7 protein-coding genes are annotated in these 14,025 nt (G+C 52.1%); 2 read left to right on the top strand and 5 right to left on the bottom strand.

Going from position 1 to position 14,025, the window contains the following annotated elements:
- Positions 1–9: 9 nt before the first annotated feature.
- Together O2597_RS03175 and O2597_RS03170 are read right to left on the bottom strand one after the other, a co-directional pair.
- Entirely contained in the window at positions 10–3,462 is a 3,453-nt protein-coding gene (locus tag O2597_RS03175) for a hypothetical protein (protein WP_269522739.1), read from the bottom strand.
- Between the two features lie 124 nt (positions 3,463–3,586).
- Positions 3,587–7,531: a hypothetical protein gene (locus O2597_RS03170; protein ID WP_269522738.1), complete on the bottom strand. Its 3,945-nt coding sequence runs from the start codon at positions 7,529–7,531 to the stop codon at positions 3,587–3,589.
- A 216-nt stretch (positions 7,532–7,747) separates the two neighbouring features.
- On the opposite strand from O2597_RS03170, the gene O2597_RS03165 reads away from it, so the two are divergent.
- Positions 7,748–8,887, top strand: coding sequence for a GntR family transcriptional regulator (locus O2597_RS03165; protein WP_269522737.1), 1,140 nt, complete (start codon positions 7,748–7,750; stop codon positions 8,885–8,887).
- A 188-nt stretch (positions 8,888–9,075) separates the two neighbouring features.
- Here O2597_RS03165 and O2597_RS03160 read toward each other — a convergent pair whose 3' ends face one another.
- Together O2597_RS03160 and O2597_RS03155 are read right to left on the bottom strand one after the other, a co-directional pair.
- Entirely contained in the window at positions 9,076–10,515 is a 1,440-nt protein-coding gene (locus tag O2597_RS03160; protein ID WP_269522736.1) for an alpha-amylase family glycosyl hydrolase, read from the bottom strand.
- 128 nt (positions 10,516–10,643) lie between these two features.
- The gene (locus tag O2597_RS03155) at positions 10,644–11,408 is read right to left on the bottom strand and encodes a hypothetical protein (protein ID WP_269522735.1); all 765 of its coding nucleotides are present in this window, start codon (positions 11,406–11,408) and stop codon (positions 10,644–10,646) included.
- Positions 11,409–11,488: 80 nt separating this feature from the next.
- Between O2597_RS03155 and O2597_RS03150 the strand changes: the two genes are divergently transcribed.
- Positions 11,489–12,247, top strand: a complete 759-nt coding sequence (locus O2597_RS03150; protein WP_269522734.1) for an IclR family transcriptional regulator — start codon at positions 11,489–11,491, stop codon at positions 12,245–12,247.
- A 439-nt stretch (positions 12,248–12,686) separates the two neighbouring features.
- Here O2597_RS03150 and O2597_RS03145 read toward each other — a convergent pair whose 3' ends face one another.
- Positions 12,687–14,018 carry a sulfatase-like hydrolase/transferase gene (locus O2597_RS03145; RefSeq protein ID WP_269522733.1) on the bottom strand — a complete coding sequence of 444 codons (1,332 nt, stop codon included), beginning with the start codon at positions 14,016–14,018 and terminating at the stop codon, positions 12,687–12,689.
- Positions 14,019–14,025: the final 7 nt, after the last annotated feature.

The following is a 14,025-nucleotide window of genomic DNA, read 5'->3' as shown; positions in this document are numbered from 1 at the left end:
CTTCTCGGCCTAATCCAACCATTGGATTGAGCGGACTACGAAGCGCCGACCGAAATCTTGATTCAAGTTGCTAGTTAGTTCCAAAGGTCCAAGCGTCGCAGCATCGGTAGGATCCACATATTCAGGCAATCGCTGGACAATCGCTTCGCAGCGGGCCGTCACCTTCCTACCTGTAATCGGGTCTTCATAATCACCATAAGCACGTATCGTGAAAGTATCGGAGCGAGCGCTGAGCACAGGACCGAGTGACATAAGTAAGTCTCCTTGCTGCAGATAACCAGTCGCAGCCGCCTCGGTCGCACCGATGGCCTGCTGGGGATAAGGAATATTCGAGCCTTCGGGATACGTAATACCCGAATCTTCAAGGTCCCCCTCAGTCACCACCGCAGTAAAATCGCTATTCAAGGCCGTCGAATTGAGGGCCGCCTGCAAAGGCCCCATCAAACCTGAGTCGTCACTCGAGAGGCGTCGGTTCACGAAATCTGCAAGCGAGGTAAAAGGACCACGCAATTTAACCTGATCCACAATGGCTTCCGCCAATGCAGTAACCTGCAAGTCCGACAGCGAGCGGAATCCACGCCAAACATCCGCACTATCGCCACCGGGTAAACTCATTCGACTATAAGGTGAAACTTGAGAGGACGCACGACTAAGACTATTTCCATCGAGATAGGCCATATCGATACCGTTCGCGGATGCTAACATGGCTTTCCATGCCTCAACAGAGGTCGAGTTCACATTGAACGCCCCATTCACCATGAAATGTTTGGCAGCATTCATATAGGCTTCAGCATCAATTCCAGAGTCAGTTCCCGAATCCAGTAAATCTCTGCGTGCTTCGCCGGTGGAATCACCGTACCAAGTCATCCGTGAATCAGGTAAAGATTCACCAGCCAGATAGCTTTCCAATCTTGCCTCGAACCCCTCGTTCAAGTCCTCCCGGGGAGACAGGCTCGAGAAGTAATAATCGTCCCATAAGGCCTCGTTACAGAAATAGGACCAATCCACCTGAGTATATTTGCTCAATAGTCTTTCTGTGACATTTCGAGAATCGATAAATGGACTCGCATAGGAATTTCCAACCACATAGGCCGGTTCCTGGGCATAACGTGAGATATTATTGACATGCTGAAATGCCGCTAGGGACTGCAAAGGAGCGGTGGGCAATTCAAACAGGACGACATGCTGCGCCCCATTGCGGTTATCCTCGCCCCAGAAACCGTTTCCTGTCGTGGTATCGACCGCAATGATGTCGGAATACCAATCCGTAAATGAACTGATATTATAGCACCAGTTTCCAACAATGGGAAAATCGTAGCCATTATTATAGCCGCCGGTCAGGCGCACCTGACTCATGGAACGCGGATTATAACGGGCCATAAATTGAACGGGATGATTCATGTCGATGGCCCCGGTCGGTTTCAAATAAGTATCGATAAGCCCTAGGGGATGTCGGTATGGCTCCCGATCTTCAGCGATATCCTCTACAGCGCCAAAATAATTGGGATCCTCTTCAGGCCAGTAAAATTCGCGAGCTCCGGTTGGATTACGAAAGACCCCGTTCGACAGGTTAATGGGCGCGGAACGACTCCCCCAGACCAAGTCAGACCGGATATACAACTTGTCGCTGTAACCTCCAGTGGCCCCTCCCCCCGACTCGCCTTCAACTCGTATTTCTGTGCCGGGTTCCACAATTAATTCTTCAGCCTCAACCGTATCGGCCACATCATCCACGGCGGTCACCCGGATCTGATCGAACCTGAAATACTCAGACTCCAGTTCGAGACTCCCACTGTAAGGTTCCAAAGTGGCTGTTAAGGACTTCCCGCCGGTCCACTCCTTCAAGCCGACTGCTTCAGCATGCGAGAAGACCTTGACTTGCCCCGGCTCTAAAGTGGTCCCTTTCAGAGTAAACGAAAGGCCTAGATTATCAACCTTTTTAGAATCATCCGCATAGCTTAGTTTCAGCTCAACCGTCTGCAAATTCCCTCCAGGCTCCTTGTATTGAATCTTCAATGGAAGAATCAAAAAACTCCATGAGACCTTATATGTATCAAAGGAAAGTGCCGTATTATACGGATTCCATACGGTAACCAATGGACTGGCCAGCAAGTCAATCCGGTATTGAAAATCGCCGGTCACGGGGTCTTCGTTAACCTTTACCGCCTGCAGACTCATAAATAATTGCATCCGGGTCAGGACAGGGGCGATCTGCATATCCGTAGGACGTGGGATCCGTCGAAGACCACCATTATCATAGAAATTACCTGCGTTTATATCATAGCCATATTGGATATCATAGAGCGCTTCAGCGATCCCATAACTAGCACTGCTGCTGCCATCCGGAGTTTGTGGAAAAAAAGGCCGCGCTTCGATCGTATAACTACCACCTTCATCAACAACCCCGCGAGGATTGTCGGTCTTGTAATCCACAAAACGGTCGGGATCATCCTGTAGATACAAGCGGTAGAAGTTGCGAAGCATGTGCCAAGTCGGCCCACGGATTCCATCGCCGTCCTTTGTGTAGTCGTGCGTAAACAAATAGCGGATATCATGTCCGGTAATCGTTCCTTTGGCACCTGGTGCCAGAGACTCGCCGCCTTTAGCGAAGTGTGTATCGGCATTAAAGTCATCCAGATCCATTTCAAAGGCCAGACTCAGGTCCTTCTTCAACCCACCATCAGCGACGTTTGCCAGCACACCGAAACTGGCAGTCGTCAGGTCATGGATTCGATTTGCAGGTAGGACTGCCAAGTCATCGTCCACCAACTGCAGTTGGTCCAACGACGCCAAGCGATCCAATTGCCCTTCGATCGATGCATTCAAAGGATCCAGATAGTCTCCAATCACTGCCGAACCTGCATCTGACAAGCACACTTTCTCAATACCGGTTCGCTGTCCCGTCATTTGGGAGAAATGATAATCCGAACTGGTCTGCCCGCTGCTGGCACGATGCGGGTCTGACAGGTTGACTTTGGCTTTCACCCCTTCATCGCCAACCCAGTAAGCAAAGTGTCCATTTCTATGACTCGCATCCAAACCTTCAATCACCTCCAAGCCGGCAACCACTTCATTCGATGAATTTGCAGTATCCTCAATCAGGGCAACCGGATCCTTGACGGTTGCGTCCGGCGTCAGATCATCGCCCGAAGTATCAACCCCGGAGATCAACCAACTCACTTGAGACGGGGCACTGAAAGTGGAAAATGGATCCCGGGAAGAGACATCCCAAACGCCCGTCCAGTGGCGTTGGGAATCATCACTCAAGCCATCGACCAGATCAGCCGTTCCCGTCACACGCTGGTCCGGGCCCGCCGCCTTTTGCAATTCGCCCAATGCAACCTGCAACCCTAGGAGGGCATTTGAACGTGCCAAGGAGAGATCGCTCTGCACACTGCTGGTCTGAGTCTCCACACGTACCAAAGCGGTGAGCGTCAGAGACAACAAAAGAATGAGCGCCATCAAGGAAAGCGCAACCACCAGGGCGAAGCCCCTGGTCTGATTCAGGGTACATTGTTTTCCAGACGACCTAAGGTACATCATCATTTCTCCAAATTCATCATTTCCGGGCACAGGATTGATTCACTTAATTGGATTGGTTGTAAAACTTCAAGCTCACCGATTGGACCTCCCCATGTACCGGCCCCTGGCGAGTGGAAAGCTCAATCACGTTCGGCTCCCCAAACTTCACCCAAGGAGTGACATCCAGTTCGAAGCGGTCTTCGATCTGGTGATGAAAGCGCATGACCCAGCGTCCGTTCATCAGCACACCATCAATGCCCCCTACATCATGAACGGCGACGCGGACACGTTGCCCCTCATGTTTTTCAGGTATCACCACTTCCCTGCGCAGGTTCATGGCATGATACTTTCCCGGCAACTGAATCGGATCTTCGTAATGCAGGGTATCCATGCTGGGTTCCCACAGGCCCGACAAATCGATACTCGCTGCTGGTGCCCGTTGATGCCAGAGCCAAGCCGTCCCCCGCGAACCCGCGAGAACGGAATCACTCTGAATCTCCACCGCCAGCACATGCTCACTACCCGGCGTCAAGCAACCTGAAGGATTGGCATTCACAATTCCATCACCGCTCCAGTCCTGAACCAGCTGGCCGTCCAACCAAATGCGCCCCTTCGTCACAAAAGTCGACTGCCACCAGGAATGCAGCCCCATTTCGACAAAGCCATCCACCCAATTGGCAGGAACCGTGAAACGCTTACGCAGCACAGCGTGGCTGACTTCCTCATATGCCGGAATCGTGCTCCAGACTCCCAATATTTCCAGCTGCCCCCAAGTGGAATCATCATAGTCCTTCGAGAGCATCGAAGGCTCCACCTCTCCACTACTTATTGGATGGATTTTCCAGCCCTTTCCCAGATCGACCGAATTCGGATGCAGAGGTTCATCGTATACCACCGGCTCGGGCTCTACCGTCGCCTTCCACCAGTTGCGCTGCAACTCAAACCAGCTTGCAGGAGCAACGGATATTTCAGCACGTGGCGTCAGGAAGACGCGCGTTTGCAATGGAGACAAAGCGACATCGAGACCACCATCACTAATAGAAAGCCGCTTACCCGTAACCACATCGTATGCCCATGTCGACTTGTTGCCATCCGGCAAAACAATATGCCCTTCAGCATTGCCCTCCTGCTGTTGGTTCCAAACAGACCAGACATCATACAGGCCATTATTGCTCACAAAATGACGGAGTAACACATATTGGTTTTCGGGCTGCCAGCTTGAATCGATCAGTTCGATCCCCTGCCACTCCAGCAATTGAGAGAACAAGCGGCGCAGATTCACAACACGATCGGAAATAGGCCGATCCTGCGGCTCCAAGCGGTCGGGCATTCTTAAACCATCAAATTTGCAACCCATTTGAATGATCAGGCCGCTCCCCAAGGGACGCAGACCAATCGCAACCGAGCCATCATCCCAGAACATGAGTGGACGTGCATCCGGCTCGACTGCTTCAAGCGACAAACCATTCGCCTTCACCAGGCTCCAATCGCCGTAAAAAACGCTCTCACCTTCGGCCGGATACATGCCACTATCCAAGATACGATCCACTGACGACACCCGGAACCCGGACAACTTGGAAATCGGCCACGAGTCCGGGCGCTCCGGCGTGTGTCGCCCGGTCTGGGCATAGGTCACGAAGACCCCACCACGGCGCACGTACCCCTCGATGCCTGCCAGCAATTTCGCATCCATCACACAGGTATTCGAATCGATAATCACCCGGTAACGATCGACATCACTGGACTGGAAGGAAGTCTCTGCCACCGCATCACTCTCGACAACACCTCTTAAGTAAGATCGCCAATTCCAGTTCCAATAGCCCGCCTTCAGTCGGGTGGGATCACTCGTCCAGGGATAATCCGTGTAAGCGTTTGCATTCGTGGAATAAAATGCAGCCACTTCAGCGGTCGGCGCATGGTATTTGCCGAGCAGCTTGATCGCATTCAGATTCTCTTCAAAGTAAGCACGCATCGCATCATTCCATAGGATGCTTCCAATGTGAATGAAGTAATCGATCCCCTGAAGCCCTTCGGTCATATACAGCCCCAGTTGCTTTTGAAAGCCCGGAAGATCCTTCGCCGGCCCACCAGGCTCCAAACTGAAAGGCAAATTCGCGCCACGCATCAGCGATGGCAGATAGTCTGCCCAGAAGGCACCCATGTAACCGGTGTTGTGGAAATTACCACCGTAGTCTTTCGCGAGCTGAAGCATCGAATCCGCATAGGCATCCGGAGCCATCAAAGTAATCTGATGGTTACGTGTGACTTGACGGATCATATTCATGGACCGTTCGGCCACATTCACGCGGGACCACTGGGTCCAATTTACGAAATCCACCCACTGCGCATTCTTTTCTTCCCCGAGTGCCGGATATTGATTCGGGGCATCCGGGGAGAGGTAAATACGGTATGCAATCATCGCTTGGGGCAAGCGCAATGCGAGGCGGTTCTCCCCCCCACGCAGCTTCTGCGAGACTTCCAGCGCAGTCCAATGCGGGAAGTTGTGCACGATTTCTTCGTGTGCAATTTGCTCCCCATTGAGGAAGACTTTAACCACCCCATGCGTGGCACGATTCAAATCCCACAGGTAGAGCCAGACTTTGTCATGTTGCCCCAACCATTGATCCGGCACATCGATTGTGCGCCGAAGCACCGCGGGACGCTGTTCGATGAACATCACCTGATCGGTTTCGGAAGCCTCGACCTCCCCCCAAGCAGAATCGTCGAAGTCTACGGCAAACCATTCATCCGGTGCCCCCAGAGTCGGCACGTCTTTACCGTAAGTCCTGGAATTGTCATTCAGGCTATAACTTTCGCCCTCCGGCAACGGTTCGTAGCCGATCTTCCACATTCCGGACAAGTCGATCGCATCATCGCTCCACCCCAGAAAAGACGCGACTTCAGGCACGCGAACCTCTGCCAAAGACGTATAAGTCGTGCCCCAACGCTGGTTCAGCCGTCCGACATCCCCGTATTCCTCGGCCAGGAATTTCCGGTAACTCACATCAGCAAGCGGCCCGTACTCCATAAAGATGTCATGGGGACCATGCTTCAGTTCGCCATGTGGCTCCAAAATTGAAGTCAGATTCGGATCCTGCACAAAATCCTCCACTATGTGCTTCAGGTCACTCAGCTCCTTATGCACCAATGTCTCAGAATTCCAGGATGTTGTGCCGTTCCCTCCGCCATAGGGATCTCCGACCTTGTGGTAATTCCCTGCAAAGTGTGGCATTTTGAGCTGCATTTCATCCCGATAGGAGTTTCTCAGCCATGCAAGCCCCTTGCCTCCGGCCATGATATTGAGTCCAACCGGAAGCATTCGCTCCCGGGCAGCCCGTCGCGCCCAATCCGTAAAAACCGAATTGGTTAAACCTTCGGCCGTATCAATCGAGTTCATATTTTCCCAGAAAACAAAACCCGAACGGTCATTCTTCTCCGCGAACACAAATTCCTGTAGAAAATCATAGGTCTTCTCGCTTTCACCCGGAGGCGTCATCCATGGGCGATAATAGAAACGGAAACCATAACGGTCCCAGCGATCCAGCCACATCGGAACTTCCACGTTGGAACTGGACGACCAAGCCTCCAGCCCATCAGGGATCGACCGCTTCACTAACTTCTCAATGGCATTAACCGAATCGGACGCGAACACCCATACTTCGTCGAAACGTCGCAACACCGCGACGCCCCCCTGCCCGTCAGCCAGTTGCACGCGGATTGCCTGACCATCCAAATTCAAGCTCGCCTCGGACACACCCGGCAGCAACTTGAAGTCGGATACATACTTCGCCTGAACCAGGCTGGCCTTTTCAGAAGACTCACACTGCACCTGCAGGAGCGAACCATATTCAGACTCAGTTGACACCCCGGAGAGGACACCGTAACCGCGCAAGGAAATCGGTTCGAATACAGTCTCTTTCGGCTCTGCCAGAGCAGGTGCCACAAGCATGATAGTCGTCAGAAAAATAAGAATACCGGCGAGTGGATTTCGCTTGCGTGGGGGATTCATCAGTAAAAAAGAAAGCGCCAGACACGACGCCACGAGATAGGTAGACAAGTAAAGAATAAGATTTTATTGTTTACTCTCTTTACTACCATAATGTCAACATTTCCTTTTGACTTTCCTTCACGAAAACTCATTTTAAGAATTTGCAGTCAGCCCGTAGATTCGGCCATCTTTCCCCAGATGCCCTTCAGCGAGTCGAAACACCCTCAAGACAACGCAATGATCGAACAATTCGAAGAGATTAAATTAGAGCGCGGTGAAGTCGCGCATCGCGTCATTACTGAACATATCCGGAACAAGATTCTGACCGGTGAGATTGCACCTGGCACCGAGTTCCCCTCCACCGCACAGCTGGCGGAACGCTGGAACACCAGCAATTCCACCGCCCACATCGCCCTGAAGAACCTCGTCAAGGAGGGCCTGCTGGAACGCAGGCACGGGTCGGGCACCTTTGTGCGCGAACGTCCCCGTGCACTCAAGACCATGGGAATTTACTTCGGCAACCCGAATATCTGGTCGAAAGGCCAATATGGATTCTACCGCAGCCTACAAGGCTTGCTGGAACAAGAAATCACCCGACGCGGCTACGCGGTGGAAGTCTATGTGGATCGACGTGAGCAAAGAAATCAACGTGAGGCACTCCCCTCTCTGGCCGAGGCGATCACCAAAGACGAGATTCAGGGCTTGGTCATCCCCATGGCCAATTCGGTCAATTTGCCGGCCCTACTCAAACTACCGGTGGCAACATCCGTCATAACTGGCGCCAAAGACGTTTCCAACAAGGTCAATCTCAACGATAGAAAGTTCTTCCCCAAACCAGTCGCCCACCTAAAGAAAAAGGGCTGCCAAACGATTGCCCTGATCACCAGCGTACAACAGAAACACGAAGCCGGGAGCTTACCGACCGCGACCGAATATTTTAAAGAAGACTTCCTGAAAGAGGTCGAAACAAACGGCATGCAAACCAAAACCAACTGGATCAAACAGCCGGTAAATGCCACCCACAACCAAACCAAATTCGGATACAAGGCAGCCAAGGAGTTATTTGAATCCGGCGACATACCCGATGCCATCATCTGCTATCCGGACATGACCACGCGCGGCCTGATCACCGCAGCGCTGGAACTCGGGATTCACAAAAGCCATAAAATACAGTATGTCCTCCACCAGAGTCTAGGCGTTGAGATGTATTGCCCTTTCAAAGCGACTTGGCTCCAAACAGATACCGTCAAGACGGCCCATGCCCTGATCGATCTGGTCGAAGCACAGTATCAGGGCAAAAAAGTCACCCCCATCGGCGTGCCCTTCCGCTTCAAGACTTACGCGTCCCTGATGGAGGACAGCTTGGGAGAGCACTAAATTTTTCGCTGCAGACTTGTATGCGGGTAGCGGTGTTCGTCTCAAACGCCACCATCGAATGAGACGCCACAGAGTTCCCGACAAGCACGGGCTCGACCTTCGACAAGCTCAGGCCGGGAAAGAAGCCCATCCTACACTGGTTTTACTAAGTGTTGTAGGACGTGCTTCCCGAAGGGAGCGCGTGTGAGTTATGTCGCCGACTTCAAACCCACCAAATTAGGCAGCACCTGGAGCTTCATCAGCAAATAACCATAAGCTTTGCTCTCAACAATAAGCGCGTCACCGTCCTGTCTCAATTCCATTCCAAACTGAGCAAGAGGCTTGGCTCCAGAGAGCTCCAGAGTCGCGTCAATCGTTGTCGACAGCAATCCGCCACTCAGGTTGAAAATCACCAGAACACGCTCTCCATCCAAGGTCCGGATAAAGCTGAGCACCCCTTCCGGTGTCGTATTATCGAGCCATTGCGTGCTTCCCTCAGACAACACCGCCTCCTTCTTGCGTAAGGCAATAAGGGACTTCACCAATTCCATCCGAGCTTTACCTTTCGGAGTCAAAGCATTGGACCAATCAATACCATGATTATTTCCATGCATTCGATTGGACCACAAAGTATGACGGTTCCCGTCAGCCACTTCCTGTCCATTGTATAGGAAGGGCATTCCGTCCAAACTAAAACCAAGGACCATTGCCGCATGGATAGCCTCAGGGGTACAGATCACCTCTTGCCGCAGTTCCTTGTGGTCATTGCAAATATCATGATTGTCAAACGCACGCAATAGCCGGGCCCCCATGCTCTCCTCACAGAAATTCTCCAAGAGCTCACGCAACTCACTCACTGGAACATTTTTCTCCAAAACATCATTAAGCAAGTAGGTATAACGAAACCCGTAGCTCACATCGAAAGCGAATTCCTGTTCAGCTATGCTGGGTGGAGCCGACTCGGCCAGCATAAATAGATCCGGCTTCAACGCCTCGATCCGACGCCGTCCTTCCACCCAGAAATCGAGCGGGACCTTGTTGGAAACGTCACAGCGGTATCCATCTACATCGAACTTCTCGATGAAATACTCCATATTCCGCCACAGATATTCCCGAAGCCCCTGGCCCTCAAAATTGAGTATGGGGAAATTCCAAGCATTGGTCAGAATCGAACCATCCTCGTGATGCTTCACAAAATCCGGGTGCTCCTCAATGAAGACCGCAGTCGGGCCACAATGCAGATAGACGAGGTCCAGAATCACTTTCAGCCCCAGCTCGTGAGCCCGCTTGACAAATGAAAGCAGGTCCCCGTCCGTCCCATATTCCGGGTCGATCGTGTAGTAGTCTTTCTGACGATACGGATTCTTCGGATTGTTCACCCCAGAGTCTTTCTGACGTGGGCTCCAACCGTCACGGTCCATATCGTCATCGGACTCCACCACCGGACAGAGGTAGACAATATTCACCCCGAGATCGGCTAGATGATCCAGCAGCTTCTCGGCCGCTCGCAAGGTGCCTTCTGGCGTGAATGCCCTTAAAAAGATCTGGTAAATCGTAGCCCCTTGAGCCCATTCAGTCATAGGACGCAAAGCCGGCGAATAAGCCAATGTATTGGATTGATTTGTTTCGTTTAATGTAGCTGTCGGCATAATTTAAATGGTCACGAAGAAGCAATAGCACCGAGCGATGGCACGTGCATGTTGACAGGCACACTGATGCGACCAGCCCTTTAAAAGGACCTAGCTAAACCAGAGTGATTATCCTGACTTAGAAAAGGTTAACTCAAACGACGACGCACGGCAGTGACCAGCAGTCCGATCCCTCCTAAAAGGAACGCCACAGAGGCCGATTCAGGAATCGGTGTAGCAGTCGTAGCATAGCCGATAGTCGTAAGGTCTGCACCCGTGCTCCCCACTATGCGTAGACCAGCGATGGTAGACAGGTCGCCGAAGGTTCCATCAAAGTCCGAAAGAAGGAAGGATACACCTCGTATCGAACCAATAGTCCCCGAAACAGAGATTTTCTGATCCAGAAGTCCAGCCCCCCACTGCGCTTCGGTAATACTAATGGAGTAGTCACCGATAACATTACCCGATAAATCCAAAGGAACCACAGTAATCGCATCGTCACCACCGATCAAAACTTCAGTCATAAAGAAAGCGGCTGCACTATCGACCACTTGCCCAAAGCTCAGATCGAAATTAACATCCACATTCGCAAAGCCTGAGGTTACGTTTAAACCGAGTAGGCTATTACCTCCCTCGTAAACGGGGTCCTGTGCCCCTCCTTGACCGTAGAAGACAGTCGATGGAATAGAAGTTCCGGAAAAATTCGACGTCGGTCCCTGTAATCCTGAATAGACGACACCGTCTGCAGCATAGCTCGTGATATCAACAACCCCAGCACCAATCGTATCGCCTGGGTCGGGCGAAAAAGTCATATCACTAATTCCCAGGACCGCCCCAGATACAGATGAGGCGAGGCCAGCAAATACGGCAAAAGAGAAAAAAGACAGGTAAGGGATAAATCGAGGTGTATTCATGCCCACAATTTCAAGATGGGGAGCGATTCAAACAACTCGAATATTGCATCCATTGTTTTTTATAATGATCTTAGATCAGCATGCCCAATAATATCCCAAATCAATCCGTGCAGCGCACGGTGCAGATTCTCTATCTTCTAGCAGGTCAAGAAAGCGGCCTAAGCGTGCGACAGATTGCCGATGACATCGGCTGCAAGCCAAATACCGCCTACCGTTTGATCCGAAGCATGGAGTTGGAGGGACTCATTGAACGGCGGACAGAGCCGATTCGCTTCACCCTGGGTTCGACAGTCGCTCAATTGCACCATCTCAATGAGGAGCGTCACCTACTCAGCGAAGCTGGCAAACTCTTACAATACTACCAATCCCGGCAACGACGGGCCTCCTTTGTCTTTGCCGAAATGGAAGGAAACAAATTCCATACTCGACTCCGAACACCCTGCGAACGCCCCGGAGTTCTGGTTCGTCATAGGGAAACCGTGAATGCACTCTATGAAACCAGTTCCTCCTTACTCTTCATGGCCTATGCCAACCCGCTCCTGCTCAGCAAAATCGAGCAAGCCTACCCCTTCGAGACTTACGGCAAACCCTACTGGGAATCGCGAGCTGAACTGAACGAGTGCCTCAGACAGACCCGAAAGCGGGGCTATTGCTTTCCGCATGGACACAGCCCGCTCGGTTCACTGGTTACACTATCCGCTCCCGTCTTCGGTCCCGGCAATGAAATGATCGCAGCGATCGGCGGATACATCTCCGACGAACCGGTTAGTCAGCGCGAAATCAAACGGCTCATCGCGAACTGCCGCGAATGTGCCGAAAAACTATCCGAGCTGACATAGAGCCTTCTGGGCCGAGCGAGTGTATCCACTCTCACCAACACTTAAATCGTGCATGCGCCGGCGCTTCAATCCCGCCGCCGGTGGCGTCGCCTACATAAACGCTTTACGCCTCACAGCGGTCCCCGAGGCTCGCGTAGCTGGTCTGCTCATTGGGAGCGTGGCACTCATCGCCGTATCCGGCCGAGGACGTTTACTACAAAATCGCTAGGAATCATCTGCCGGTAAAAGGAAACTCACACATGAACAAAGACATCTCCAATAGATGCCTTTACTTTTTGTCGCTACATAATAATCCGAAAGCAGGTTTTGATTCGAAGATACTGGAAAGTCTGAAAACACTGCAAAGCCTGAGAAAACCTAGGCGACGACAACACAAGTCTGTATACTTGTAGTCGCGCCAGTCCTCTGGCTCGAAGGAGTTTGAACCGCCTTTCTCCCCCTACAAATCACCCAACTCGTCTGGCAGTGTTCGTTGCCCCGACGGCCGTATCGCTTCAGGGCTCAGGATGGTCGGAGCACTCCCTTCCACAGCTTCAATGCGGGTTAAGAGTCGCGTTTTCAAACGCTCGGCCACACCACGGTAACCGTCGAGCTCGATCAGGTTTTCAAGTTCCCAAGGGTCGGCCTCCAAATCGTAGAGAAACGCTTCCCGGTATTCTTCGGGACAGCTGCATCCTTTCGATACACGACTGTCCGTTTGCACCGCATACTTCCAACGCTTCGTTCGGATCGCCCGGCCAGTCCCCACAAGATTGTCGTATTCGACATAAGCTTCGGTGTGTAATTCGTTCGCTTCTCTGCGAATTGCGGGAAGTATGGAAGCACCTTGCATAGTATCCGGAATTTGGATTCCAGCCGCTTCCAGGATCGTTGCGGGCAAATCGGCCAGGCTCACCATTTCCTCGCGCTCACCACCGGACATAAACCCGGGACCATGAATAAAAGAAGGAATCCGGATCGAGCTCTCATGGGGCGAATGCTTATATTCGTGACTGCGAGTCCTAAAGTGACAGGCGTGGTCACTGGCAAATACAATTAGGGTATCCTCCAACTGACCGGAGCTTTTCAATGCATCAATCAAACGGCCCAGCGCTTCATCCAAGCGCTTGATCATACCGCAATAACCGGCGATTTGCTGATCGGAATTTCCTTTTAAGGCCGCCAAGTCCGGCGGCATCCAACGGGAAGCGTATTGCTCACGATAACCGTCCGGCGCTGGATACGAGTCCTGCGGATTTTGTTGGTGCGGTTCCAAATAAGAAGCGAAGAGAAAAAATGGTTTTTTTCGCTCTTGCGTGACAAAGCGGATGGCTGCATCTGTCTGCGCGTCCACTCGGTAGCCTGGCAAAGAAACCGGATTCCCCTGCTTATCGAACAAGCGACAGTCGTAGGCATCGGAACCCACTTCCGGCGTATTGGCCCCCAGCCAATAATCATAGCCTCCTTGTTTCGCTTCAGGTACGGGTTCGGCACCACCGAGATGCCACTTGCCAATGTAGCCCGTCTCATAGCCTGCACGATTGAAATGATGCGCCAAGGTCTCCGTATCATCCGGCATCGCGCCTCCTTCGATACCGACCTGAGACGCATACAATCCGGTCTGCAAGGAAGCACGGGCCGGTGTGCACACAGGCTGGCAAGTGAAGCAGTTCTTCAGAAATGTGCCGGCCCGAGCCAGACGATCGAAGTTAGGCGTCAGACCAAGTGGATTCCCATGCACCCCCACGGTATCGTGGCGCTGCTGATCTGTAAAAAAGACGATGACGTTCATGAGCTTA

It is taken from the genome of Coraliomargarita parva (assembly GCF_027257905.1).
GTDB lineage: Bacteria > Verrucomicrobiota > Verrucomicrobiia > Opitutales > Coraliomargaritaceae > Coraliomargarita_A > Coraliomargarita_A parva.
Note: the sequence above shows the minus strand (reverse complement) of the source record. Positions and strands in the feature narration are given on the sequence as shown.